At 68.7% G+C, this 22,998-nt stretch carries 25 protein-coding genes and 1 riboswitch; of the genes, 16 read left to right on the top strand and 9 right to left on the bottom strand.

The window, feature by feature from the left end; all coding sequences use genetic code 11:
• The first annotated feature begins 8 nt into the window (after positions 1-8).
• The 6 genes from E0H73_RS19615 to rpe all read left to right on the top strand — a co-directional run bounded on the left by E0H73_RS19615 (position 9) and on the right by rpe (position 4,262).
• Positions 9-434 (top strand): hypothetical protein, encoded by a 426-nt coding sequence (locus E0H73_RS19615; RefSeq protein WP_131358316.1) that lies wholly within the window; start codon positions 9-11, stop codon positions 432-434.
• 38 nt (positions 435-472) lie between these two features.
• Complete coding sequence (locus E0H73_RS19610) at positions 473-862, top strand: pyridoxamine 5'-phosphate oxidase family protein (RefSeq protein WP_131358313.1); 390 nt, start codon at positions 473-475, stop codon at positions 860-862.
• The gene (gene cbiE, locus E0H73_RS19605) at positions 852-2,051 is read left to right on the top strand and encodes a precorrin-6y C5,15-methyltransferase (decarboxylating) subunit CbiE (RefSeq protein ID WP_131358310.1); all 1,200 of its coding nucleotides are present in this window, start codon (positions 852-854) and stop codon (positions 2,049-2,051) included. Before E0H73_RS19610 ends, cbiE begins: the two co-directional genes overlap by 11 nt.
• 76 nt (positions 2,052-2,127) lie before the next feature.
• Positions 2,128-2,868: a precorrin-4 C(11)-methyltransferase gene (gene cobM / locus E0H73_RS19600; protein ID WP_131358307.1), complete on the top strand. Its 741-nt coding sequence runs from the start codon at positions 2,128-2,130 to the stop codon at positions 2,866-2,868.
• Positions 2,865-3,587 (top strand): cobalt-precorrin-6A reductase, encoded by a 723-nt coding sequence (locus E0H73_RS19595; RefSeq protein WP_131358305.1) that lies wholly within the window; start codon positions 2,865-2,867, stop codon positions 3,585-3,587. The genes cobM and E0H73_RS19595 overlap by 4 nt, the downstream gene beginning before the upstream one ends.
• Positions 3,588-3,596: 9 nt before the next feature.
• Positions 3,597-4,262, top strand: a complete 666-nt coding sequence (gene rpe / locus E0H73_RS19590; RefSeq protein ID WP_131358302.1) for a ribulose-phosphate 3-epimerase — start codon at positions 3,597-3,599, stop codon at positions 4,260-4,262.
• Here rpe and E0H73_RS19585 read toward each other — a convergent pair.
• Positions 4,227-5,444, bottom strand: coding sequence for an MFS transporter (locus E0H73_RS19585; RefSeq protein WP_131358299.1), 1,218 nt, complete (start codon positions 5,442-5,444; stop codon positions 4,227-4,229). The two genes, rpe and E0H73_RS19585, sit on opposite strands and share 36 nt — an antisense overlap.
• A gap of 69 nt (positions 5,445-5,513) precedes the next feature.
• Here E0H73_RS19585 and E0H73_RS19580 point away from each other — a divergent pair, with 69 nt between their 5' ends.
• A complete protein-coding gene (locus tag E0H73_RS19580) occupies positions 5,514-6,305 on the top strand; it encodes an HAD-IIA family hydrolase (RefSeq protein WP_131358296.1) in 792 nt (263 codons plus the stop codon).
• On the opposite strand, the gene E0H73_RS19575 is transcribed toward E0H73_RS19580, so the two are convergent.
• The 5 genes from E0H73_RS19575 to E0H73_RS19555 form a co-directional block, all read right to left on the bottom strand.
• Positions 6,302-7,042 carry a polysaccharide deacetylase family protein gene (locus E0H73_RS19575; protein WP_202867473.1) on the bottom strand — a complete coding sequence of 247 codons (741 nt, stop codon included), beginning with the start codon at positions 7,040-7,042 and terminating at the stop codon, positions 6,302-6,304. The genes E0H73_RS19580 and E0H73_RS19575 overlap by 4 nt on opposite strands.
• Before the next feature lie 171 nt (positions 7,043-7,213).
• Positions 7,214-7,960, bottom strand: coding sequence for an amino acid ABC transporter ATP-binding protein (locus E0H73_RS19570; protein WP_131358293.1), 747 nt, complete (start codon positions 7,958-7,960; stop codon positions 7,214-7,216).
• Positions 7,947-8,702, bottom strand: a complete 756-nt coding sequence (locus E0H73_RS19565) for an amino acid ABC transporter permease (protein WP_131358290.1) — start codon at positions 8,700-8,702, stop codon at positions 7,947-7,949. The genes E0H73_RS19570 and E0H73_RS19565 overlap by 14 nt, the downstream gene beginning before the upstream one ends.
• Entirely contained in the window at positions 8,702-9,559 is an 858-nt protein-coding gene (locus E0H73_RS19560) for a substrate-binding periplasmic protein (protein ID WP_131358287.1), read from the bottom strand. Before E0H73_RS19560 ends, E0H73_RS19565 begins: the two co-directional genes overlap by 1 nt.
• Positions 9,560-9,735: 176 nt before the next feature.
• Positions 9,736-10,407: a helix-turn-helix domain-containing protein gene (locus E0H73_RS19555; RefSeq protein WP_131358283.1), complete on the bottom strand. Its 672-nt coding sequence runs from the start codon at positions 10,405-10,407 to the stop codon at positions 9,736-9,738.
• Between the two features lie 182 nt (positions 10,408-10,589).
• Here E0H73_RS19555 and E0H73_RS19550 point away from each other — a divergent pair, with 182 nt between their 5' ends.
• The gene (locus tag E0H73_RS19550; protein WP_131358280.1) at positions 10,590-12,635 is read left to right on the top strand and encodes a vWA domain-containing protein; all 2,046 of its coding nucleotides are present in this window, start codon (positions 10,590-10,592) and stop codon (positions 12,633-12,635) included.
• Between the two features lie 255 nt (positions 12,636-12,890).
• Here E0H73_RS19550 and E0H73_RS19545 read toward each other — a convergent pair whose 3' ends face one another.
• A complete protein-coding gene (locus tag E0H73_RS19545; RefSeq protein ID WP_131359481.1) occupies positions 12,891-14,255 on the bottom strand; it encodes a serine/threonine-protein kinase in 1,365 nt (454 codons plus the stop codon).
• 436 nt (positions 14,256-14,691) lie between these two features.
• Positions 14,692-14,823, top strand: a riboswitch (FMN riboswitch).
• Between the two features lie 158 nt (positions 14,824-14,981).
• On the opposite strand from E0H73_RS19545, the gene ribD reads away from it, so the two are divergent.
• From ribD to E0H73_RS19515, 6 genes are all read left to right on the top strand, one after another.
• Positions 14,982-16,019, top strand: coding sequence for a bifunctional diaminohydroxyphosphoribosylaminopyrimidine deaminase/5-amino-6-(5-phosphoribosylamino)uracil reductase RibD (gene ribD, locus E0H73_RS19540; RefSeq protein WP_131358277.1), 1,038 nt, complete (start codon positions 14,982-14,984; stop codon positions 16,017-16,019).
• Positions 16,020-16,625: a riboflavin synthase gene (locus tag E0H73_RS19535; protein WP_131358274.1), complete on the top strand. Its 606-nt coding sequence runs from the start codon at positions 16,020-16,022 to the stop codon at positions 16,623-16,625. It abuts the gene before it with no gap.
• Entirely contained in the window at positions 16,622-17,296 is a 675-nt protein-coding gene (gene pnuC / locus E0H73_RS19530; protein WP_131358271.1) for a nicotinamide riboside transporter PnuC, read from the top strand. The genes E0H73_RS19535 and pnuC overlap by 4 nt, the downstream gene beginning before the upstream one ends.
• Position 17,297: 1 nt before the next feature.
• The gene (locus E0H73_RS19525) at positions 17,298-18,536 is read left to right on the top strand and encodes a bifunctional 3,4-dihydroxy-2-butanone-4-phosphate synthase/GTP cyclohydrolase II (protein ID WP_131358267.1); all 1,239 of its coding nucleotides are present in this window, start codon (positions 17,298-17,300) and stop codon (positions 18,534-18,536) included.
• Positions 18,536-19,006 (top strand): 6,7-dimethyl-8-ribityllumazine synthase, encoded by a 471-nt coding sequence (ribH, locus tag E0H73_RS19520; protein ID WP_131358264.1) that lies wholly within the window; start codon positions 18,536-18,538, stop codon positions 19,004-19,006. Before E0H73_RS19525 ends, ribH begins: the two co-directional genes overlap by 1 nt.
• A gap of 128 nt (positions 19,007-19,134) precedes the next feature.
• Positions 19,135-19,458, top strand: coding sequence for an NUDIX hydrolase (locus tag E0H73_RS19515; RefSeq protein WP_131358261.1), 324 nt, complete (start codon positions 19,135-19,137; stop codon positions 19,456-19,458).
• Between the two features lie 306 nt (positions 19,459-19,764).
• On the opposite strand, the gene E0H73_RS46610 is transcribed toward E0H73_RS19515, so the two are convergent.
• Positions 19,765-20,727 (bottom strand): hypothetical protein, encoded by a 963-nt coding sequence (locus tag E0H73_RS46610; protein ID WP_202867472.1) that lies wholly within the window; start codon positions 20,725-20,727, stop codon positions 19,765-19,767.
• Positions 20,728-20,788: 61 nt separating this feature from the next.
• Here E0H73_RS46610 and E0H73_RS19505 point away from each other — a divergent pair, with 61 nt between their 5' ends.
• Positions 20,789-21,757 (top strand): helix-turn-helix transcriptional regulator, encoded by a 969-nt coding sequence (locus E0H73_RS19505; RefSeq protein ID WP_131358258.1) that lies wholly within the window; start codon positions 20,789-20,791, stop codon positions 21,755-21,757.
• Positions 21,758-21,796: 39 nt separating this feature from the next.
• Here the strand turns inward: E0H73_RS19505 and E0H73_RS19500 are convergent, their stop codons facing one another.
• The gene (locus E0H73_RS19500) at positions 21,797-22,297 is read right to left on the bottom strand and encodes a MarR family transcriptional regulator (RefSeq protein WP_131358255.1); all 501 of its coding nucleotides are present in this window, start codon (positions 22,295-22,297) and stop codon (positions 21,797-21,799) included.
• Positions 22,298-22,359: 62 nt separating this feature from the next.
• Between E0H73_RS19500 and E0H73_RS19495 the strand changes: the two genes are divergently transcribed.
• Entirely contained in the window at positions 22,360-22,998 is a 639-nt protein-coding gene (locus E0H73_RS19495) for an NAD(P)-dependent oxidoreductase (RefSeq protein ID WP_131358252.1), read from the top strand.

Here is a 22,998-nt window from a genome sequence, read left to right as displayed (position 1 = left end):
ATGGGTCGATGAGTGTGCTCGCACGGAGGTTGCGCACGCCCGAACGGGTGGTCCGCGGCCTCTGCGTCGTTCTGCTCGCGATCCTGCTTCCACTCGTTCCGGCTGGTGCGGCTGCACCGCTCGAGGCAGCGCCACTGGCCGGCGAAGCTCCTGCTTTCGGGCTCAGCGGCATCACGCCGGCGGTGGTGGCTGCAGGGACGACCGCAACGCTGACGGTGCACGGTGAATTGCTCGAGTCGACGGACGTCGTGCGGTTCACCGCAAGAGGTCGGCCGCCAATGGCCGGGGTGGTGACGTCGGTGTCGGCCGATCACGCCGCGGCGACGGTGGCCGTCGATCTGACGAAGGCGACACCGGGGGCGTGGGATCTGATGGTCGCGGCGACGTCTGGGGAGGCTCTGTTCATCCCGAGGGCGTTGATGGTGAGCCCCTGATCACTGACCTCGTCGCGTCTGCTGTCTACGATCGCGGGGTGCGTTGGACTGAGGGACTGATCGGGTTCTGGACGGAGCGGCACCTGTGCGTGCTGAGTACCGTCCGTGCGGACGGCACGGTGCATGCGACACCGGTGGGCGCGACGCTGGACCCGGAGACGGGGATAGCCCGGGTGATCTGCTCCGGTACGTCGCACAAGGCCCGGACGATCCGGAAGGCGGGACCCGAGGGCGCTGCGGTCGCGGTGACCCAGGTGGATGGACGCCACTGGTCCACGCTCGAGGGCCGGGCGGTCGTGAGCGACGATCCGGAGCGGGTGGAGGACGCCGTACGTCGCTATGCGAAGCGGTACCGGGAGCCGCGGGTCAACCCACGCCGGGTGGTCATCGAGATCACCGTGACGAAGGTGCTGGGCAATGCCGGCTGACGTCACCGTCGTAGGTGTCGGCGCTGACGGTTGGGAGGGACTGTCCCCGGCGGCTCAAGCTGCTGTGCTGGCGGCCGAGGTGCTGATGGGGAGCGCCCGGCAACTCGCTCTCGTGCCATCTGTCGAGGCGGAGCGGGTCAAGTGGCCGTCGCCGTTGTCCGAGGCGTTGCCCGGACTGCTCTCGCAGTACTCGGGCCGGGCGGTGTGCGTGCTGGCTAGCGGTGACCCGACGTTCCACGGCATCGGTACGACGCTGACGCGGCTGCTCGGGGCGGACGCCGTACGGGTGATTCCGCATCCGTCGAGTGTGTCGCTGGCGAGTGCACGGCTCGGGTGGCCGCAGGACGAGGTGCAGGTGGTCAGTCTGGTCGGGCACCCGACTGAACGCGTGCACCCGCACGTCCAGCCGGGGCGTCGGCTGCTGGTGCTGAGCTGGGGTGCTCACACGCCGGCCGAGGTCGCCGCACTGCTTGTCGAACGCGGCTACGGCGCGAGCGAGCTGACTGTGCTCGAGCAGCTCGGCGGTCCGTCGGAGCGGGTGCGCACTGCGATCGCGTCTGAGTGGTCGTACGACGTTGACGCTCTCAACGTGATCGGTGTGTTGTGCCAGGCCGGTGTAGACGCGGCGCTGCTGCCTACTGTGCCCGGGCTGCCCGATGAGGCCTATGAGAGCGACGGGCAGTTGACGAAGCGCGAGGTGCGGGCGGTCACGTTGTCGCGGCTCGCACCGGTGCCAGGTCAGCTGCTGTGGGACGTGGGCGGCGGCGCGGGCAGCATCGCGATCGAGTGGTCGCGCCACCACCCGGCCTGCCGGGCGATCGCAATCGAACGTGATCCCGAGCGAGCCAAGCGCCTCGACCGCAACGGCGCGAACCTCGGCGCTCTCGTCACCACAGTCGTCGGCGCCGCGCCTGCCGCCCTGGATGGACTGGAGACCCCGGACGCGATCTTCATCGGCGGGGGAGCGACAGCCCCGGGCCTGATCGACACCTGCTGGAACGCACTCCGCCCGGGCGGCCGCTTAGTGCTGAACGGCGTCACGCTGGAGACCGAGACTCTCATCGCCCAGTGGTACGCCGACCTCGGCGGCGACCTGATCCGCCTCGACATCCAACGAGCCTCCCCCATCGGCGCTATGACCGCCTGGCGCCCAGCCCTGCCCGTCACCATCTGGAGCGTGACGAAGTGACCGGTTCGGAGCGTGGCCAGGTGCCGTCCGCGACGAGCCGGCCCGAGGCGCCGGCGACGATCAGGAGCGTGATCAGGTGACTGTGCACTTCATCGGGGCAGGGCCGGGCGCAGCCGATCTGATCACGGTGCGTGGGCGTGATCAGATCGCCTCGTCGCCGGTCTGCCTGTACGCCGGTGCGCTCGTCCCGGTCGAGCTCCTCGACCACTGCCCGCCCGGCGCGCGCACGGTCGACACGGCCTCGCTCAACCTCGACGAGATCATCGCCGAACTCAGCGCCGCCCACGCCAACGGACTCGACGTAGCCCGCCTGCACTCCGGCGACCCGTCCGTCTTCAGCGCGATGGCCGAGCAAATGCGCCGCCTGGACACCCTCGACATCCCGTACGACGTGACCCCCGGAGTACCCGCCTACGCGGCCGCCGCCGCGACCCTCGCCCGCGAGCTGACCGTGCCGGAAGTCGGCCAGACCGTGATCCTCACCCGCATCGCCGGCCGAGCGTCGGCGATGCCGTCCGGAGAGGACCTGGCCACCCTCGGCGCAAGCCGCTCCACACTCGTGCTGCACCTAGCCGTCCAGCAGATCGACCGCGTGGTCGACGAACTCGAACCCAACTACGGCGCCGACTGCCCGGTCGCCGTGGTGGCCCGAGCCTCCCGCGACGACGAGCTCGTCCTGCGCGGCACGCTCGCCGACATCGCGGACCAGGTGCGCGCCGCGGACATCCGTCGTACTGCGGTCATCATCGTCGGCAAGGTGCTGTCGGCGACGGCGTTCCGCGACAGCCACCTGTACTCGGCAACACGCGCCCGATGAAGGTCCTGCTGCTCGGCGGAACCGGCGAGGCGCGTGAACTCGCGCAGACCCTGGCGTCCTCTGGAGTCCACGTCGTCTCTTCCCTGGCCGGCCGGACCGCCGATGCCCGGTTGCCTGTAGGTGCGGTCCGGCAAGGCGGCTTCGGCGGCGCGGCGGGCCTGGCGAGGTGGCTCCACGACAATCCGGTCGACGCCGTCGTCGACGCCACCCACCCTTTCGCCGCCACAATGACCGAGCACGCCGTCGCCGCTGCCCGAGAGGTCGGCGTACCGCTGCTGGTTCTTCGCCGCCCGGGCTGGCCGCCCGGTGGGCGTTGGCACTGGGCCGACACGGGCGGGGCCGCAGCCGAGCTCTTGCCGACGCTGGGTTCTCGCGCGTTCCTCACCATCGGGCGTCAGGGATTGCACGCGTTTGAGCACAGCGGCGTCTGGATGCTCGCCCGTTGTGTCGACCCGCCCGAGCCACGACCCACCTGGTGCACGCTGATCCTCGCCCGCGGTCCGTACGACGTCGACGGCGAGCTGACCGTGATGCGCGACCACCGCATCGACGTTCTGGTCACCAAGGACAGTGGTGGACCGCAGACGGCGGCGAAGCTGACCGCGGCCGCCCTGCTCGGCATCCCGGTCGTCGTCATGCGTCGGCCATCACTCCCCGTCGGCGTCGATGTGGTCGAGTCGGTGGACCGGGTCGTCGAATGGGTCGAGGCACGTCGGTAGATTGACGCCATGGGGATTCAGATCGCGCCGAGCATCCTGTCCGCCGACTTCGCCCGGCTGGCCGACGAGGCGACCGCGGTGTCGAGCGCCGACTGGCTGCACGTCGACGTGATGGACAACCACTTCGTGCCGAACCTCACGCTCGGCATGCCGGTCGTCGAGTCCCTGGCCAAGGCGACCAATACGCCGCTCGACTGCCACCTGATGATCGAGGACCCGGACCGGTGGGCTCCCGGGTACGTCGAGGCGGGCGCAGCCAGCGTCACCTTCCACATCGAGGCCTGCCGCGCACCGATCCGGACCGCCCGCGAGATCCGCGCCAAGGGTGCGCGGGCCGCGATGGCGCTCCGGCCGGCCACGCCGATCGAGCCGTACGAGGACCTGCTGGCCGAGCTCGACATGATCCTGATCATGACGGTCGAGCCGGGCTTCGGCGGGCAGAAGTTCCTCGATGTGTGCGTCCCGAAGATCCGCCGGACCCGTCAGTTGCTCGACAAGCACGGCCTCGACCTGTGGATCGAGATCGATGGTGGCGTCTCGGCCGACACGATCGAGCGCTGCGCCGAGGCCGGCGCGGACGTCTTCGTCGCCGGCACCGCTGTGTACGCCGCCGGTGACCCGAACGCGATGGTCGAGCAGCTACGCGGTCTCGCCGAGCAGGCCACCGGCCGGTAGAGCCGGCTCGGGCTGGTGCTGCGACGGAATGCGTAGCAACAGCACGAGTGAGACCGCCGCACAGCCGGCGGCGAGCAGCCACACGTAGCGAACCCCGAAACTCTCGACGACCGCGCCTGACAGCGCCGCCCCGATCGCCGCACCGCCCATGGCCGCGCTGCCCATCCAGCCGAACACCTCGGTCCGCACGGTGTCTGGCGTGAGCGCGCCCAGACGTTCGTACAGCGCACCGATCGCCGGCGCGAGCGTCAGCCCGGACAACGTCAGCGCCACCCCGAGCGACAGCGGTGACCAGGTCGCGAACACGCACAGCAGCATCCCCGCCGCGACCAGAGCGGCCCGGCGCCACAGGTACGACGTACGCCGGCCTGGCAACGCACCCGCCACCGCGCCACCCACGAGGCTGCCGAAAGCCCAGACGGCCTCCATGACGCCCGCGATCAATCGCTCGCCGTGCTCGTCCGCGAACGCGACGATCCCGAGTGAGATGCCGTTGAACGCCATCACCCACAGACCGAACGCGAGGATCAGCGGCAACCGGTGTCGATGCCACAGCAGTTGACGCGCGGTCAACGGCGGAGGGCCCTCGGCGTCGCGGGCGAGCGGCTCCGGTTGTCGAAGCGCGTACCACCAGATGAAGACCGCCGACATCAGCGCCGCGAGCAGCACTCCGAGCCGCGGGCTGGCGACGCTCACCGCCGTTGCCCCGAGCATCGGACCCACCATGAACAGCAACTCCTGCGCGGTCGCGTCCACCGAGTACGCCGTCCGCAGCGCCGGTCCCTCGACGACGCGCGGCCAGCTGGCCCGCAGCGTCTGCATGACCGGTGGCACGAGCGCACCGGCGAGCAGAGTCAGCAGCGGCATCAGCCGATACAGCCCCGACGGCAGGGCGGCGAGCAGCGCGAGCGCCACGCTCCAGGCCATGCCGGTGACGAGCAGCACCCCGCGCGGCCCGCGGCGATCGGCCGTCCGGGACCAGAGTGGACCGGCGATTGCCATGCCAACCGAGTACGCGCCGGCCACGAGTCCGGCCCACCGGAACGAGCCGCCCGCGTCCTTCGCGAGGAACGCGACCGGAACCAGCGTGGCGAGCATCGGCAACCGCGCCAGCAGCGACGACGCCAGCAGCGTGATCACGCCGTGCGTGCGCCACAGCTCGCGGTACCCGGACAACTCCATGACGGCATTCTTGCTCCCCCCACCGACAACTTCCGACGGTGAACGGATCGTCACACCTACGATTGCTCCATGACCGAGCACAAGCCGGTGGAGAGCTGGCTGACGGACATGGACGGCGTGCTGGTGCACGAGGAGCGCGCGATCCCTGGAGCCGGTGAGTTCATCGCGTCGTTGCAGGCGTCCGGGAAGAAGTTCCTGGTCCTGACGAACAACTCGATCTTCACGCCCCGCGACCTGCACGCCCGCCTGCTTGCCGGTGGCATCGACGTCCCCGAGACCGCGATCTGGACCAGCGCGCTGGCCACCGCCCAGTTCCTCGACGACCAGCGCCCGGGCGGGACGGCGTACGTGATCGGCGAGGCTGGCCTGACCACGGCGCTGCACGAGGTCGGGTACGTGCTGACCGAGCGCGCGCCGGACTACGTCGTACTGGGTGAGACGCGCACCTACTCCTTCGAGGCGATCACCAAGGCGATCCGGCTGATCTCCGACGGTGCCCGGTTCATCGCGACCAACCCCGATCCGACCGGACCGTCCACCGAGGGGCCGCTGCCCGCGACCGGGTCGGTGGCCGCGCTGATCACCCGCGCCACCGGCATCGCGCCGTACTTCGTCGGCAAGCCGAACCCGCTGATGATGCGCAGCGCACTGAACCGGATCGAGGCGCACTCCGAAACCACCGTGATGATCGGCGACCGGATGGACACCGACATCATCAGCGGCCTCGAAGCGGGCCTCCGCACCGTCCTGGTCCTGTCCGGCTCCACCGGCGAACACGAAGTCGAGCGCTTCCCCTACCGCCCAACCCGAATCGCCGAATCCATCGCCGACGTCGTCCCCCTGGTCGCCGCGCTGGACTAGCAGGTCAGTGTGCGGAAGCCGTAGCCCTTCGCTTTGAGGGATTTGAGGATGGTGGGGAGGGCGGCGATGGTTTGAGTGCGGTTGCCGCCGCCGTCGTGCATCAGGATGACCGATCCGCTGTGGACGTTCTTCAGCACGCGCTGAACGATCGCCGTCGTACCGGGCTTGGTCCAGTCACGCGAGTCGACGGTCCACACCACGAGGTCCTTGCCGAGCGCCTTGGCCCGCTGCCGGACGGTGGGGTCCATTCCGCCGTACGGCGGTCGCAGGCAGCCCGGCGTACTGCCGATCGCGGCCTGGATGGCCTGGTCGGTCGACGTGACCTGCTGCCGGAACGCGGTGGCGGACAGGTGCCGCAGGTCGGCATGCGTCCAGGTGTGGTTCTGCACGCTGTGCCCGGCGTCGTGGATGCGTTTGGACAGTTCCGGGTGCTTCGTGACGTTCTTGCCGACCTCGAAGAACGTCGCCTTCGCCTCGTACGTCGCCAGGATGTCGAGGATCTTCGGGGTGTACGCCGCATCCGGCCCGTCGTCGAACGTCAGTACGACGTACTTGGTGGGGAAGGCTGCCTTGACCGGCGCTGCGGACGGTGGCGCTGGCGGTGGCGGTGCGCTCTGTGGTTGCTGGCTCGGGTTGCGGGCGGCTGCGACGACGACGGTGCCGATCACCGCACTGACCACCATCATCATCGCCAGACCGATGAGCCGATGGCCGGTGCGCGTCAAGCGAACATCCATGCGTCCTCCCGGACGTGGGCGGGCGGGCCTCACTGAGAGGGCGTCTGAGAACTCAGACGCCCTCTACCTCACCCCTCCACGATCCGTGGGATCACGCCGAGCGCCGGGATCCACGCCGCTGCCGAGTCAGCAAACTACGCATAGCGGACGCTCCGGCGTTGCTTCCTGTCGCTAGAGCACCTGCGAGAGGAACTGCCGCAGCCGCGGTGACTGCGCTGCGGTGAAGACCTGCTCGGGTACGCCGGACTCCACCACGACCCCATGGTCCATGAATGCGACCTGGTCGGCGACCTCGCGGGCGAACCCCATCTCGTGGGTGACGACAACCATGGTCATCCCGGTCTGAGCGAGGTCCGCCATCAATGCGAGGACGCCCTTCACCAGCTCGGGGTCCAGGGCCGAGGTGGCCTCGTCGAACAGCATGACCTCGGGCTCCATCGCCAGCGCGCGGGCGATTGCGACCCGCTGCTGCTGACCGCCGGAAAGGTTGCCCGGTCGCGCGGCGGCCTTGTGGCTCAGCCCGACGAGCTCGAGTTGTCCTAGCGCTGCGGCCCGTGCCTGGTCGGGGTCCAGCTTCTTGAGCTGGCGCAGCGGGAGGGTGATGTTCTCGAGCACCGACTTGTGCGGGAACAGGTTGAAGTGCTGGAACACCATCCCGATCCGGCGCCGCAGCTCGTCCGGGTTGCCGGCCAGGATCGACTCGCCGGCCAGCCGGATGTCGCCGGCGTCAGGTTCGAGTAGGCGGTTGATCGCTCGGAGCAACGTCGACTTCCCGGAGCCGGACGGTCCGATCACACACGCCGTACGCCCGGCCGGCACTTGCAGATCTACACCGCGCAGGACCTTGTTGGTGCCGAACGCGAGCTCGACCCCGGACACCTCGAGGCTGGCGGCTGTGGTGACCTCAACGGTTTGCATGCGCCAACTCCTCCAGTACGACGTCCTCGGAGTCGGCTGGACGGCCCTCGCGCAGACGCTTGTCGAAGTAGTTCACCAAGTGGGTGAGCGGGACCGTGATGATCAGGTAGAAGATGCCGGCCAGCAGCAACGGCGACAGGTTGCCGTTGGTCGCGGCCGCGTCCTGTCCGATGCGGAACAGCTCTCGTTGGCTGGCGAGCAGACCGAGGAAGTAGACCAGGCTCGACTCCTTCACCAGGGCGATGAACTGATTCACCAGCGCGGGAAGGACTCGACGTACCCCTTGCGGGATGACGACCAGCCGCATCCCATCCGAGTAGCTGAATCCGAGTGCCCGCGCAGCTTCGAGTTGGCCCTTCTCGACGCTTTGGATGCCGGAGCGGAAGATCTCGCCGATGTACGCGGCGGCGATGAGGGAGAGCGCGAGGATGCCGAGCGGGTACGGATTCGGGCCCCACCAGTGCCGGGTGATGGGGGACAGGCCCTGGCCGATCAGCAGGATGGTCAGGATCGCCGGCAGGCCGCGGAAGATGTCGGTGTAGATCTTCGCCGGCCAACGGAGCCAACGCCTCCGGGACAGGGCGAGGACCGCCACGACCATGCCGAGCACGGTGCCCAGCACGACCGAGGCGGCCGCCAGGATCAGCGTGTTGACCAGTCCTACCTTGAGCATCTCGGGCAGGACCGCCTTCATCGACTCCCAGTCGAGGAAGGTGTCGCCGAGCGTGGACCAGACGTCCATCAGCCGGCTGCTGCGGTGGTGCTCGGCGCGACGCTGCCGCTACCTGGCTTGAAGTTCGGCGGTACGGCGCGGCCTGGGTAGTACTGCTCGACGAGCTTGGTCCAGGTGCCGTCGGCGATCACCTCGTCGAGCGCCTTGTTCACCGCGTCCCGCAGCTTGTCGTTGCTCTTGGCCACCGCGAACGCCATCGGCGCGTCACTGAGTTCCTTGGCCGCCAGGATCACTGTGCCGCCGCCCTGCTCCTTGGCCATCTTCTCGCCGATCTCGGCGGGCGACACCCAGGCGTCGGCCGTACCGGCCTTGAGCTGGCCGAGCGCGGCGTTGTAGTTGGGCACGCGGACCGGGTCCAGGCCCTTGCCAGTGGCGTAGTCGTCCTGGACGGTGCCCTGGACCACGACGACCCGCTTGCCCTGGAGCTGGTCGAACGTCGTGATGCCGGAGGTCTTGGTGGTGTTCAGACCGAGGTAGCCGAAGTCGTACCCATTGCTGAAGGCAACCGTCTTCTTGCGCGCCTCGGTCACGGTGATGGACGAGCTGCCGAGGTCGAACTGGCCGCCGTTCACCTGCGACAGCAGGGCGGAGAAGTCGGTGCCGACGAACTCCGGCTTCAGGTTGAGCTTGGCCGCGACCGCGGTGATCAGGTCGTTGTCGAACCCGGTGAACTTGCCGTCCTTCACGTACACGTTCGGCGGCGCGTCGGTCAGCGTCCCGATCCGCAACGTCCCGGACTTCATCAGCCCGAGGTCCGGTCCGCTCGCGGCCGGATCGTCATTGCTGCCGCAGGCAACCATCATGGCCGCCAGGGTGACGGCGGTGGCTATTGCGGTGATCCGGCGAAGGGCGCTGATGGCGCGCACGACTGTCTCCTCACAAACGTCAACGAATGCAGGGCAAACCACCCTGCCGTGGCAACGGAACATCGCCTGGGTGCCGGGCATTCCGCACCGACAACCAGTGAGACAGGCCGAGATGTCTACGCGGCCTGTGCTATGTCAACGCCTCATGCGCTTGCTCGTGCGTCGATGCCGACTGGTCAACCGTGGTGTTTCTCATAGTGCGCGACAGCATCGTCGGTCCGGCCGGTCCCGTAGGCGAGCAGTAATTCGGCGATCGCCGGCGACTCCGCGGCGGCCGCGTCGGCGGCCCGCTGGATCTCCTCGGCGGACGCGACCGCACGGAACAGATCCTGGATCTCCCGTACGACGGCCCGCGCGGTCGCTGGCGCATTCGTGAGCGCATTGGTGGGCGGCGCGTTCGTGGGCGCGCCTCCTGACGGCCAGGTCTGTCCGGTCGGCGCGTCCGCGGTCAGTCCAGGGGGTGTCGCAAAGGGTGGCGTCGAGCTGGCCGTCTGCCCCGCTGGGGGGCCGGGTGATCGCCGCAGCTGGGTGGTGGCCTCGGTGTAGGCGCCCGTCGAGGCGCGGATCCGGTCCAGCGAGTCGGGAATGTCGTTGGGACCGAGCTCATTGGCGATGGCCAGATCAGCGAGCTCGGACACGGCGCGAAGGCGCGACACCACCGCGGGATTGCCGATCTTCACCCGCTGCGCGCTCATCAGCTGTGACAGCATCGGCGCCGACAGCCCGATCACCTGCGCGAGCGCGCTCTGGGTCAGGCCGAGTGGCCCGGCGACTCGGCGGACCACTTCACCGAGCGTCTCGCCGTACAGCTCGATCTGCTGCTGGAGGTTGTGGGCTGTCTGGTCCATCAGTGTGATCCCCTTACCCGGCCGTCGTCCGTGGCCGACTGCAAACATCTTCGCAGTTGCGAAGGCAAATTGCCAACCCATCCGTTTGCAGTTGTGGACAACCGAGCGCGGAACGAATCACATTGACATTTGCGATCGCAAACTGCCAGGGTTTGCGGCAGCGAATCTCACTGGAGGAAACGATGACGGCTCTGCAGGGACCCCGCCGCCCCGCGGTGTGGGCGCTCCTCGCCATCACCCTGACCGCAGTCCTGGCCGGACTGACCACCGGGACGGCCTCGGCCGACCCCGAGCCGGGTGACACCGGCAAGCTCGTGATGGTGCTGGACTCGTCCGGGTCGATGAAGGAGCCGGCCGGTGATGGCAAGACGAAGATCGTGGCGGCCCGCACGGCGCTGACCCAGGTCGTGAGCAAGCTCCCCGAGAACGCGCAGGTCGGCCTGCGGGTCTACGGAGCGACCGTGTTCAAGCGCACCCAGCCAGGCGCCTGCACCGACACCCAGCTGACCGTCCCGATCGGGACCGGCAACCGGCCGCAGTTGCAAGCAGCGATCGCGAAGTACAAGCCGTACGGCGAGACGCCGATCGCGTACGCGCTGCAGCAAGCCGCGAAGGATCTCGGTCCGACCGGCCAGCGCACGATCGTGCTGGTGTCCGACGGTGAGGCCACCTGCGCGCCGGAGCCATGTGAGGTGGCGCGCTCGATCGCGAAGCAGGGCATCGATCTGAAGATCGACGTGGTCGGGTTCCGCGTCGGCGGCAAGGCGCGTACTCAACTGCAGTGCGTGGCTCGTGAGGGCCGCGGTGACTACTACGACGCCGACTCGACCATCGATCTCGAGACCGGTCTGGATCGCCTGTCCACCCGAGCGTTCCGCCCGTTCCGCATCTCAGGCACACCCGTCCATGGTGCGCCGCAGCAGGAGGGCGCCCCGGTCCTTGCCCCGGGCCACTACTCGGACACCTTCGGGGTGGACGACACCGCGAAGCACTACCTGATCAGGCGGACCATCACCGGCTCGACGCTTCGTGCCGGCGTCAGCTTCCGACGGCCCTCCGGCGGCAGCTTCGTCATCCAGACCGAGGTGCGGCTCAACACACCCAGCGGTGAGCAGTGCGGCTGCAGCTACCCCAGAGGGTTCGACGGCGACCAGGGCCTCGCGACGGGGACGGCCGCAAGCTGGTCGAAGTACGAGAAGCAGAACGAGGAGTGTTCGGCGTCCGACCAGATGGTGCTCACCGTGAACCCAGGCAAGGACCTCCGGGAGCTCAAGGGTGTGCCGTACGAGCTCCGGATCGACGAGGAGCCGCCGGTCGACTCGATCACCAGCCTGCCGGCGCCGGCTACCGACCCGGTCTGGGCTCCGATGCCCGGGTCGACCCCGCGCGAGATCGTTCCCGGTTCCAGCTTCCCGGATGCTTCGCTGCTCGAGCCGGGCAGCTACAAGACGACCCTGATGCCGGGGGAGTTGCAGCTCTACAAGGTGAAGGCTGACTGGGGACAGCGGATTCAGGCGCAGATCACGGTGCCGGAGATGGCCGGAGCCCAGGCCGAGGCGCTCGACGGGATCCGCTACCTAGACACCGCGCTCATCTCGCCCATCGGCGAGGACGTCTACGCAGTCTTCGCCAAGAACGTGCCGGGCGGCGCCTACACCCGCGGTGTCCTCACCAAGCGAGGCCTGGTCAAGGCCGTAACAACCAAAGAGATCCGCTACCTCAACCGCAACGGCGCCAACAACCAGGACACCGGCACCTCAACGCCCGGTGAGTACTACATCGCCGTATCGCTGAGCCGCAAAGACAACGACAAAGCCTTCACCATCCCGCTCACCCTCACAGTCGGAGTGGTCGGTACGGCGGGTACCGGTAAGCCGGAGTACGTCGATGGCGCCACCCCGGTCTCAGGCGAGTCCGTAACACCGTCCCCGACCAACACCCCATCCCAGCCAGCCGACTCCGGCAACAAGAACGAGGCAGGCGGTCCAGTCCAGGCCAGCGACGACTCCGACAACGGCACCCCAACCGCCCTGATCGCAGGCCTAGCCGGAGGCGGTCTCCTCCTCCTACTCATCGGCACCCTCACCGTCCTACGCCTACGCAGGAAACCAGCCACTCCGCACCCAGTCCCCCAACCCTGGCCCCACCACGCCCACCAGGACCCGCAGTACCCAACCCAGCCCTCACCACCCCACCCCAACCAAGCCGGCCAAAACCCACCCCACTAACCCAACGCAGAGCCCGGGCCACCACCGGCCCGGGCTCCGGCAAGCCAACGGCCCACCACGTAGGCCGCGCGCCGTACGACCTGCCGGCCGGCACCCGCACCTCCAAGACACCCTTGTCTCCACCTCGGAGCGTTCGGGGCCCCAGGTAGGCAGGAGCCGGTGGCTGACCGGCGTACCAGTAGACAGATGCACAGCCCGGGCCACGGCTCGTTACCCGGGTTCCAGCAACCAGGCGGGCAGGCAAGGCTCTTGTGGCTAGTGCAAGAGGAGCCAGGCGGCGCTGGCTAGGAGGGCTACGGCGCCTGCGAAGCTGCCTGCTGCTACCCAGACCAGCGCTCTGCTCCTGCGTGACGCCTTCGACCTCTCCGCGGTGGGCAGCGGGTCGGCGGTTGCCACGCGGGTCGGTTGAGTTGCGTGGGGCGGCTGGGTGTCGGGGTGTGATGCAGCGGAGGGCTGACGTGCAGCGGCGGGTGGCGGGGCGATGGGTGCTGCGGCGGTGGGTGGTGGGGCCGTGGGTGCCGCGGCGGCGATCGTCACAGGTGCCGGTTGAGTTGCCTGTGCGGCCTGGGGCGCGCGGGTCAACTGAGGAGCCGGCTGGGGTGGAGGAGCCGGCTGGGGTGGAGGAGCTGGCTGAGGTGAAGAAGCTGGCTGGGGTGGAGGAGCTGGCTGAGGCAGACGTGCCTGGGTCGGCTGGGGGCCGGGGGGCCGTGGTGTGGTCTGCGGGGCTGGGTCGGTGGGGGTCCAGGGGGGCGGGAGGGGTGGGAGTTGGTCGAAGACTTCGGGGGAGTCGGGGTGATTGGCCCAGGGAGTCTCGCCGGTGGGTGGGAGGAGGCCGGACTCGGCGAGGAGGCGGGCGGCGGCGTGGGCGGACTCGGGGCGTTCGGACGGACTGGTCGCCATGCAGCGCCGGATGAACTCGGCGAGTGGTGCGGCGGCAGTTGCTAGCGGCGAGGCGCTGCCTGCGGGTGGCGTGGCGTCTGGGCATGGTCCGGTGCCTGCAGTTGATCCCCGGGCGGGGTGTGGTCCGGCGTTGGCGGGGAGTGGGAGGAGGGTGGGGGGGGGGCGGTGGCCGGTTAGGAGTTCTTGGGCTACGGCTCCGAGGGTGTAGAGGTCTTGGCGGGGGTCGGGGTCGGCGCCGGCTAGCTGTTCGGGGGCTAGGTAGCCGAGGGTGCCGAGGATGGTGGTGGTGCGGGTCATGCGTGGTTCGTTGATCAGGCCGGCTACGCCGAAGTCGGACAGGCGTAGGTGGGGGCGGCCTTTGCCTGTGACGTCGAGTAGGAGGTTGGCTGGCTTCAGGTCGCGGTGGACTATGCCTGCTGCGTGTACGGCGGACAGGCCGTGGAGGAGTTGGTCGAGCAGGACGGCGACGTACGACGGTGGGAGCGGGCCGTGGTCGCCGAGCAGGGTGGCGACGGAGCCCCCGCGGACCAGGTCCATGGCGAACACGACCTTGTCGTCGTCGGCCGCCCATCCGTGCGGCGCGACCACGTGGGGGTGCTGGATCCGCACGGACTGTTCCCGAACGAAGCGCAGGAGAGTGGCTGCGTCGTGCTGTCCGAGGACCTTGGCTGCGACGTACGCCGACCGCCGGAGATCCCACGCTCGCCAGACGGACCCCATCCCACCGGTCCCGATCAGGTCGATCAGCCGATACCGCCCAGCAAACGCCTCCACCGGCAAGAAGGTACAGGGTCCGAGCGACCGCACCGCCGGACCCGAACGCCTCGAATCCGTCCAGCAAACGCCTCCACCGGCGTGAAGGTGCAGGTTCCGGGGGACCACCTCGCTGGATCCGGATGCACCGGATCCGCCGAGCGAGCGCCTGCACCGGCGTGAAGGTGCAGGGTCGGAGGGATCGCCTCGCTGGATCCGGATGCACCGAGTCCGGCGTGCAAGCGTCTCCACCGGTGTGAAGGCAGAGGGGTCCGAGGGATCGTCCCGCCTGACTGGAACGCACCGAACGCGCTCACGGGGTGGGTGGGAATGACCGGGATGTGACCTGGGTCGTGGTGGGGGTTGGTGGGGAGGGCATACTTGAAGTACGAGTGAACCCACTCGCGTGCTCCGGGGTCGGTGTAATTCCGAGCCGGCGGTGACAGTCCGCGACCCGGCCGCTGCGGTTTGGCGGTCGGTTGACCTGGTGGAATTCCGGGACCGACGGTGAAAGTCCGGATGGGAGGTGCACGCGATCGGCGGGAGAGCTCCGGCGTTCGGTCGGCGTGGCATGTGGGTGATGAGCCTGCGTGATCGCGTGGCCTCGATCCTCTGAGGACCGGCTGGACGGCGGGGGTTGCCGCGCCGGTTGTCATGGCCCCGGAGTGCGTCCGTGACGACGAGGGACCGTGAGTGAACAACGCTTCGCCGATCGATGTCGCCTGGATGCGGCGTGCGATCGAGTTGGCCGCACGCGGCATCGGCACCACCCATCCCAACCCGGTGGTCGGCTGTGTCATCACCGGCCCGGACGGTCATCCGGTCGGTGAGGGCTTCCATGCCGTTGCCGGTGGCCCGCACGCCGAAGTCGAGGCCCTCCGGATGGCCGGAGCGGCAGCACGCGGCGGTACCGCGTACGTGACGCTGGAGCCCTGCAACCACACCGGCCGGACCGGGCCGTGTGCGGACGCGCTGATCGCGGCCGGGATCACCCGCGTCGTGTACGCCGTCCCGGACCCGAACAGGCAGGCTTCCGGAGGCGCCGAGAAGCTCCGGAGCAAGAACATCACCGTCCAGCAAGGCGTACTGCAGGACGAGGCAGAGGCGGTCAACCAAGTCTGGCTGCACAGCGTCCGGACTGGTCGTCCGTTCGTCACCTGGAAGTTCGCCACCACCCTGGACGGGCGGTCGGCCGCACCGGACGGGACCAGCCGCTGGATCACCGGCCCGCTGGCCCGGGCCGACGTACACCGCAAGCGGGCGGAGTGCGACGCGATTGCCGTCGGCACCCAGACCGTGCTGGACGACGACCCGGAGCTGACCGTTCGCGACGAGAACGACGTACCGGCCGCGCGGCAGCCGCTGCGCGTCGTCGTCGGCGACCGCGAGATCCCCACGACCGCGCGAGTTCGCAACGACCGCGCTGAGACCCTGCTGCTGCCCACCCACGACCCGGCCGAGGTACTCCGGCAGCTCGACGACCGGCAGATCCGGCACCTCTGGCTCGAGGGCGGGCCGACGCTGGCCGCCGCCTTCCTGCGCGCGCAACTCGTCGACCAGCTCGTCGCGTACGTCGCCCCGGCCGTGCTCGGCTCGGGGTACGCCGCGATCGGCGACCTCGGCGCGGAATCGATCCACCACCTGCGGCGGTTCAAGCTAGCGGACGTCACTCGCCTCGGCGACGACGTCCGGCTGATCCTGACGCCGCTCGAACCGCAAAGGACGCACTGAATGTTCACCGGAATCGTCGAGGAACTCGGCACCGTCGAGGGGCTCGACCTGCTCGAAGGTGACGCCGCCCGGCTCACCATCCGCGGCCCCAAGGTGACCGAGGACGCCGGCCACGGCGACTCGATCGCGGTCAACGGCTGCTGTCTGACCGTCGTCGCGACCGGCGAGGGCACCTTCACCGCCGACGTGATGCGCGAGACCCTGCAGCGGACCAGCCTCGGCCAGGCCGCCAAGGGTTCGCAGGTCAACCTGGAGCGGGCTGTGTCCGCGCACGACCGGCTCGGCGGTCACATCGTCCAGGGCCACGTCGACGGGGTCGGCACGATCGCGAGCCGTACGCCGGCCGAACACTGGGAGGAAGTCCGGGTCGCGGCCGCGCCGGAGATCCTCAAGTACGTCGCCGAGAAGGGCTCGATCGCCGTCGACGGCGTCTCGCTGACGGTCACCGGTGTGGACGACACGACCGGCACGTTCGGGATCAGCCTGATCCCGACCACGCTCGAGCTGACCGTGCTGGGCCGGAACAAGGTCGGCGACACGGTCAACCTCGAAGTCGACGTGATCGCGAAGTACGTGGAACGACTACTTGCTGGAGGCACCAAGTGAACCCGCTCGACTGGCTGCTACATGAGCAGGTGACGATCGCCGGCTCGCCAGTACTGATCCGGGAGATCGTCGGCAACGGCTTCGGCCTGGCCAGCGCTCTGTTCGGCATGCGCCGGATGGTCTCTGCCTGGCCGGTCGGCATCGTTGGCAACGTGTTGCTGTTCACGGTCTTCGTCGGCGGGGTGTTCGACACGCCGCAGGACAAGGACCTGTGGGGACAGGCCGGCCGCCAGGTGTTCTTCGCCTTGGTCAGCCTGTACGGCTGGTACCGCTGGTACCAGACTCGACACCAAGGCGCCGCGACGGGAGTCCAGCCGCGCTGGGCCACCGCCCGGGAGCGGATCGAGCTGCTCGGCATCGGCGTCATCCTGTACACGATCGCGTACTTCGTCCTGAGCGAGCTCGGCTCGTGGGGACCGCAGTGGGACGCGTGGATCCTGACCGGTTCGATCCTGGCGACGTACGGCATGGCGCGTGGATTCGTCGAGTTCTGGCTGATCTGGATCGCCGTCGACGTGGTCGGCGTACCGCTCCTGGTGCAGTCGAAGTTCTACCCGTCGGCCACCATGTACGTCGTCTACGGGCTGTTCTGCATCGTCGGATTCGCGTCCTGGTGGAAGATCCAGAACAAGGAGCGCGCTGTGACTCCGGAACCTGTGGTGGTGGGCTGAGATGGGCACCGTACTGAAACTCGACACGATCGAGCATGCGATCGAGGAGATCCGCGCCGGCCGACCGGTGATCGTCGTCGACGACGAGGACCGTGAGAACGAAGGCGATCTGATCTTCGCGGCGTCCAAGGCGACGCCGGAGTTGCTGGCGTTCCTGATCCGGTACAGCTCCGGAGTGGTGTGCGTGCCGATGGAGGGCGAGGAGCTCGACCGGCTCGGCATCCCGCTGATGACGCCGCACAACCGGGAGCGGATGCGTACGGCGTACACGATCTCGGTCGATGCCCGCGACGGCATCAGCACCGGGATCTCGGCGGCGGACCGGGCCCGGACGATCCGGGTGCTGACCGACTCCGCCTCCGAGCCGTACGACCTGGTCCAGCCGGGCCACGTGTTCCCGCTGCGTGGCCGCGATGGCGGCGTACTGGTCCGGCCGGGTCACACCGAGGCCTCGATCGACCTGGCGCGGCTGGCCGGGCTGACCCCGGCGGCGGTGATCTCGGAGCTGGTGAACGACGACGGCACGATGAAGCGCGGCCCGCAGCTGCGCACGTTCGCCGACGAGCACGGGCTGGTGCTGGTGTCGATCGACGATCTGATCCGCTACCGGCGGCTGAACGAGACTCAGATCCAGCGGGTGGCGACCACCACGCTGCCGACCAGGTACGGCGATTTTGTTGCCCACGGCTACCGGAACACGGTGGATGGGTCGGAGCAGCTGGCATTGGTACGCGGTGAGATCGGCGACGGGCCGACCTTGGTGCGGCTGCATTCGGAGTGTCTGACGGGCGATGTGTTCGGCTCGCTGCGTTGCGACTGTGGTCCGCAGTTGGACGAGGCGATGCGGCAGGTCGCGGCTGAGGGTGGCGTCGTGGTGTACCAGCGCGGTCACGAGGGGCGTGGGATCGGGCTGCTGCACAAGCTGCAGGCGTACGAGTTGCAGGACGCGGGCCGCGACACGGTCGACGCGAACCTGGACCTCGGGCTGCCCGCGGACGCTCGCGACTACGGCACCGGCGCGCAGATCCTGGCGGATCTGGGCGTCAAGGAGGTCCGGTTGCTGACCAACAACCCGGACAAGCTCGCGGGCGTGCAGGGCTACGGCATCGATGTGGTCGAGCGTCGCGGCATCTCGATCGACCCGACCGAGCACAACCTGCGGTACCTGCGCACCAAACGCGACCGGATGGGTCACCACCTGCCCGGCGGACTGCTGACCGAAGAGAACGGAGCCGGCTGATGTCGGGCAGTGGAGCACCCTCGATCGAGATCCCCCGGGTGGAAGGCGCCCGGGTGGCGATCGTCGCCGCCCAATGGCACCCGAAGGTCACCGACGCCTTGGTCGCCGGCGCGATCCGCGCACTCGACGATGCCGGAGTGACCGACTACACCGTCGTCCGCGTCCCCGGCTCCTTCGAACTGCCCGTCGCATCGTTGCACGCAGCAAAGAACGGGTACGACGCTGTGGTCGCTCTGGGCGTGGTGATCCGGGGCGATACGCCGCACTTCGAGTACGTCTGCCAGGCGGCGACCGAGGGGTTGATGCAGGTCGGCGTAGCCACGGGAATCCCGGTCGGCTTCGGCGTACTCACCTGTGACAACGACCCACAGGCCTTGGACCGCGCCGGTCTCCCCGACAGCCGAGAAGACAAAGGCTACGAAGCGACGCAGGCTGCGCTGTCTACGTTGCTTGCGGTGCGGGGGTTGTAGTACAGCTCGACAGGAGGTGTCAGCTGGTCCTAGTGCACCCTGAGCGCACGCGCGGTCCTGCGTACGGCGTCTCACGCGTGCACTACCTGTCGCGCTGCACACAACCGCGGGTCGGGTAGCGTCGTGGCGTGGCGGGTGATGGCTATGTCGATCCCGACGAGGATCCGGCCGTGACCGCGGCCAGGGAGGTCGAGGAGGAGACCGGCTGGCGGCCGAGGAACGTGAAGCCGTTGCTGTCCTTGCAGCCCTCGGTCGGCACGACGGATGCCGAGAATCTGCTGTTCGTCTCGTACGGCGCCGACCACATCGGTGCACCAGAGGACATCAACGAGGCCGAGCGCATCGAGTGGATCCCGCTCAACGCGATCCGCGAACACATCGACGCAGGTCGGATCATCGGCGCGGCGTCCCTCGCAGGTCTCCTTCACGTACTCGCGTTCCCCACCAGCTGACTTGATCGGCGGGCTGCCGCCGCGTGCTCCGCGCTACCGTGCGGGGTTGACTACCGGGGTCGGCGCTCGCCGGTGAGCAGCTGGAGCGGCGCCGACCGGTGGTTGGTCGAACATCCGTAGTCATAAGGGACCCGCTCGGGCCACGGGCAGTCGTTGGACTCGAGGGCGCTGGCCCGGGAAGTCAGTCGCGCGGCAGCGCGACCCCGCGGGCGGCAGCCCGCACGGACGGCCTGGTGGGCGGGAGCGCGCGGAGCTGACGCGACGGAGGAGCGGCTGCGTAGCACGCGTGGGAAGAAATCCCTTCACCTACAGGATTCTCGTGTGTTTCATCTTCCAGTTCGGCGCCCAGGTCTTGCCGCCGTCGGTTGAGAAGGACTGCTCCCAGGCGGCCTTGTCGACCCCCGGAGTCCAGATGAAGCGGACGTCGATCGACTGCCCCTCCCACACGTCCGGACCCTCGAAGATGCCAGTGCCGTCAGGCCCGAAGGCCCCGATCACCGGAGTCTCGAGTTGGCCGCGCAGGCTGTTGATCCAGTGGATCGCCCACGTCCTCGCCGCCGGGTTGTAGATCCGCAACGTCGCGCCGCGGAAGCCCTCGGTCGGGAACCAACCCTCGTCGAAGCTCACCGCACCATCGAAGTACGTCGTGACCTCCATCTCCGACCGCATCTCGTACCACGAGGCCGGCTCCCCCAGCGCCGGCTTGCGGCGCTCGTTGTGCATGTCCCACCGACCGACCAGGAAGTCGAAGTCGCCAGTCAGTTTGGGTACGTCGAGGGCCGGCGGGGGAGTGTCGCGCCGGGTGAAGTCCATGATCCAGTTGGTTTCCCAGGTCTCGCCGCCGTCGTTGGAGTAGGCCTGCTCCCAGTGCGCCGTCGTATCGGTGATGTCCGACCACTCGTAGCTGCACAGGATGGGCTTCCCGTCGAGCTCGTCGTCACCGACCAGCCGGCAGCTCGTCCCGTCCTCCGACCAGCCCCCGCGCACCGGCGGGTACAGCCGCATCGTCCGGCTGTCGATCCACCAGATGCTCCACTCCTTCGCGACCGGGTCGAACAGCCGGACCGACAGCCCGTACGACCCTTTGGTCGGGAAGCGCATCTCGTCGATGCTGATGGCGCCGTCGAAGTACGTGTGCGCCGTCGTCGTCCCGTCGTACTCCTGCCATTCGTCGCAGTCGGCGAAGGCCTGTTTCAGGGTGCGGTGCCGGACGTCGAAGTACCCGTTCAGGAAGTCGAAGTCGCCGGTCACCTTGGTCCATGTCGTCATGCAGCCAGCGTGGCCGTGAAACCTGACAAACGATGGCAGCTTATACGGCTAACCTCGGAGCATGCGTTCGAGTCGGCTGCTGTCGATCCTGTTGTTGCTGCAGACCCGCAGGCAGCTGACCGCGCGTGAGCTCGCCGACGAGCTGGAGGTTTCGCTCCGGACCATCTACCGCGACGTCGACGCGCTCGCGGCGGCCGGCGTACCCGTGTATGCCGATCAGGGGCGGGCGGGTGGTTATCGCCTGGTCGAGGGGTACCGGACGCGGCTGACCGGGCTGAACGAGCAGGAGGCGGCCGCGCTCTTCCTGGTCGGCATGCCCGGCGCGGCCGCGGCCCTCGGGCTGACGGAGCAGACGAGTGCCGCCGAGCTGAAGCTGTTGGCCGCTCTGGCGCCTGATCAGCGGGACCGGGCCGGGCGGCTGAAGAACCGTTTTCACCTGGATCTGCCCGCGTGGTACCAGGACGCGGAGACGTCGCCGTACCTCGCGCAGGTGGCCGATGCCGTGCTGCACGACCGGCGGATCAAGGTGCTCTACCGCCGTTGGGAGGCGCCGCGCGAGGTCGAGCGCGTGCTCGAGCCGTACGGCCTCGTGCTGAAGAACGGCAGCTGGTACGTCGTGTCCGCGACGGCCAACGGGATGCGGACGTATCGGGTGTCGAGCATCCTCGAGTTGACGCCGACCGAGGAGGAGTTCGAGCGGTCGGAGGGGTTCGATCTGGCGGGATTCTGGCAGGAGCATCTGGACCAGTTCGACCAGGTCCGGTTCACCGGACAGGCCGTCGTACGGGTGTCTGCCCGGCTCGCCGCGAAGATGCATGACGTGTCGTTTCCCCTGCTGGTGAAGGCGGTTGCGGCAGCCGAACCGGCCGAGGACGGCAGCGTGACCGTGACTGTGCCGATTGAGTCGATTGGCAATGCCGCCGCCGCGTTCTGTCGGTTCGGGAACGCGGTCGAGGTGCTCGAGCCGCCGGAACTGCGGGCCGAGCTGGCATGCCTCGCCCGCACGCTGCTCGACGTCTACGAGTCCTGACCGGGCTCGACGTCTACGAGTCCTGACCGGGCTCGACGTCTACGAGTCCTGACCGGCCAGCTTCTCGGTGGAGGTCCGGCCGGCCTCGGTACTGCGGCGCAGGAAGCCGGCAATCACCTCGAGCTCCTCCTCGGAGTAGCCGTCGAGCAGATCATCCATCGCGCTGATCATCGGCTGGTAGAGCCGGAAGACCTCGACGCCTCGATCGGGCAGGACCCGGATGCTGATGCTGCGTCGATCGCCGCGGGCGCGGTCGCGGGTGATCCAGCCGCCGCGTTCGAGCCGATCGAGGATCCCGGTCAGCGTGGCCGGGTGCAGACCCGCCTGCCGCGCCAGTGCGCTCGGCGTCAGCGGCCCGCTGCGAGCGAGTACGTCGAGGCAGTCGAGGTCGACGTCCTTCAACGCCAGCTTGCCGCCGACCTGGTGGTTCAGCAGGGCGAGCTGGATCCGGAGGTCGCGCAGCGCGGCCTTGATCTCGTTCCCGGCGCGGCGACGGCGGCGTGGATCGTGGTGCGCGTCACCCGATGATGTCTGTTCCATATATTATGCTTCCCGTACTATATGAGTTGCAGAGAACATCACGGTAGCGCAGGAGGAGTCGGATGAGGATCACAGTGTTCGGGGCGACGGGTGGGATCGGCGGCCACGTCGTACGGCAGGCGCTCGACGCGGGGCACAAGGTGACGGCGGTGGTTCGGCAGTCGTCGCCGTTCGAGTTGGAGCATTCGTCGCTGGAGGTGGTCCGCGTGCCGGGCCTGGATGAGGCTGATCCGTTGCGGGACGCGGTGGACGGGAGCGAGGCGGTCATCTCCGGTGTGGGCCCGCGTGGTCGCAAGTCCGGGGCGGTCGCGTCGAGCAGCACGCGGTCGATGCTCGCGGCGATGACGGCCGCTCAGGTACGTCGTTTTGTCGCGGTGAGCGCAGCGCCACTCGGTCCGATGCCGCCGGACGAGAGCTTCCTGAACCGGCGCGTCGTCCACCCGATGATCAACGCCTTCGCGGCCGACGTGTACGCCGACCTCCGCGTGATGGAGGCCGACATCATGAGCAGCGGCACGGACTGGACGATCGTCCGCCCGCCCAAGCTGAACAACAAACCCCTGACCGGCACCTACCGCACCGCGGTCGGCGGCAGCGTCTCCCACGGCTACTTCATCTCCCGAGCCGACGTCGCCCACCTGATGCTGGCCGTCCTCGACGACCCGACAACGGTCAACCAACCAGTCGGTGTGGCGTACTGA

The sequence above is a fragment of the Kribbella pittospori genome, from assembly GCF_004331465.1.
GTDB classification, from domain to species: domain Bacteria; phylum Actinomycetota; class Actinomycetes; order Propionibacteriales; family Kribbellaceae; genus Kribbella; species Kribbella pittospori.
The sequence above is the reverse complement of the archived record's forward strand: the minus strand, read 5'-3'. Positions and strand labels throughout refer to the sequence as shown.

Excerpts from the sequence above, each read along its gene's own strand:
- E0H73_RS19550 (WP_131358280.1), top strand. The coding sequence starts at position 10,590 with ATGACGGCTCTGCAGGGACCCCGCCGCCCCGCGGTGTGGGCGCTCCTC.
- E0H73_RS19575 (WP_202867473.1), bottom strand. The coding sequence starts at position 7,042 with ATGGATGTTCGCTTGACGCGCACCGGCCATCGGCTCATCGGTCTGGCG.
- E0H73_RS19525 (WP_131358267.1), top strand. The coding sequence starts at position 17,298 with ATGGGCACCGTACTGAAACTCGACACGATCGAGCATGCGATCGAGGAG.
- E0H73_RS46610 (WP_202867472.1), bottom strand. The coding sequence starts at position 20,727 with ATGACGACATGGACCAAGGTGACCGGCGACTTCGACTTCCTGAACGGG.
- E0H73_RS19505 (WP_131358258.1), top strand. The coding sequence starts at position 20,789 with ATGCGTTCGAGTCGGCTGCTGTCGATCCTGTTGTTGCTGCAGACCCGC.
- E0H73_RS19615 (WP_131358316.1), top strand. The coding sequence starts at position 9 with ATGAGTGTGCTCGCACGGAGGTTGCGCACGCCCGAACGGGTGGTCCGC.
- rpe (WP_131358302.1), top strand. The coding sequence starts at position 3,597 with ATGGGGATTCAGATCGCGCCGAGCATCCTGTCCGCCGACTTCGCCCGG.
- cbiE (WP_131358310.1), top strand. The coding sequence starts at position 852 with ATGCCGGCTGACGTCACCGTCGTAGGTGTCGGCGCTGACGGTTGGGAG.
- E0H73_RS19595 (WP_131358305.1), top strand. The coding sequence starts at position 2,865 with ATGAAGGTCCTGCTGCTCGGCGGAACCGGCGAGGCGCGTGAACTCGCG.
- E0H73_RS19545 (WP_131359481.1), bottom strand. The coding sequence starts at position 14,255 with ATGGGGTCCGTCTGGCGAGCGTGGGATCTCCGGCGGTCGGCGTACGTC.
- ribH (WP_131358264.1), top strand. The coding sequence starts at position 18,536 with ATGTCGGGCAGTGGAGCACCCTCGATCGAGATCCCCCGGGTGGAAGGC.
- E0H73_RS19570 (WP_131358293.1), bottom strand. The coding sequence starts at position 7,960 with ATGCAAACCGTTGAGGTCACCACAGCCGCCAGCCTCGAGGTGTCCGGG.
- E0H73_RS19555 (WP_131358283.1), bottom strand. The coding sequence starts at position 10,407 with ATGGACCAGACAGCCCACAACCTCCAGCAGCAGATCGAGCTGTACGGC.
- E0H73_RS19500 (WP_131358255.1), bottom strand. The coding sequence starts at position 22,297 with ATGGAACAGACATCATCGGGTGACGCGCACCACGATCCACGCCGCCGT.
- E0H73_RS19565 (WP_131358290.1), bottom strand. The coding sequence starts at position 8,702 with ATGGACGTCTGGTCCACGCTCGGCGACACCTTCCTCGACTGGGAGTCG.
- E0H73_RS19535 (WP_131358274.1), top strand. The coding sequence starts at position 16,020 with ATGTTCACCGGAATCGTCGAGGAACTCGGCACCGTCGAGGGGCTCGAC.
- E0H73_RS19585 (WP_131358299.1), bottom strand. The coding sequence starts at position 5,444 with ATGGAGTTGTCCGGGTACCGCGAGCTGTGGCGCACGCACGGCGTGATC.
- E0H73_RS19580 (WP_131358296.1), top strand. The coding sequence starts at position 5,514 with ATGACCGAGCACAAGCCGGTGGAGAGCTGGCTGACGGACATGGACGGC.
- E0H73_RS19495 (WP_131358252.1), top strand. The coding sequence starts at position 22,360 with ATGAGGATCACAGTGTTCGGGGCGACGGGTGGGATCGGCGGCCACGTC.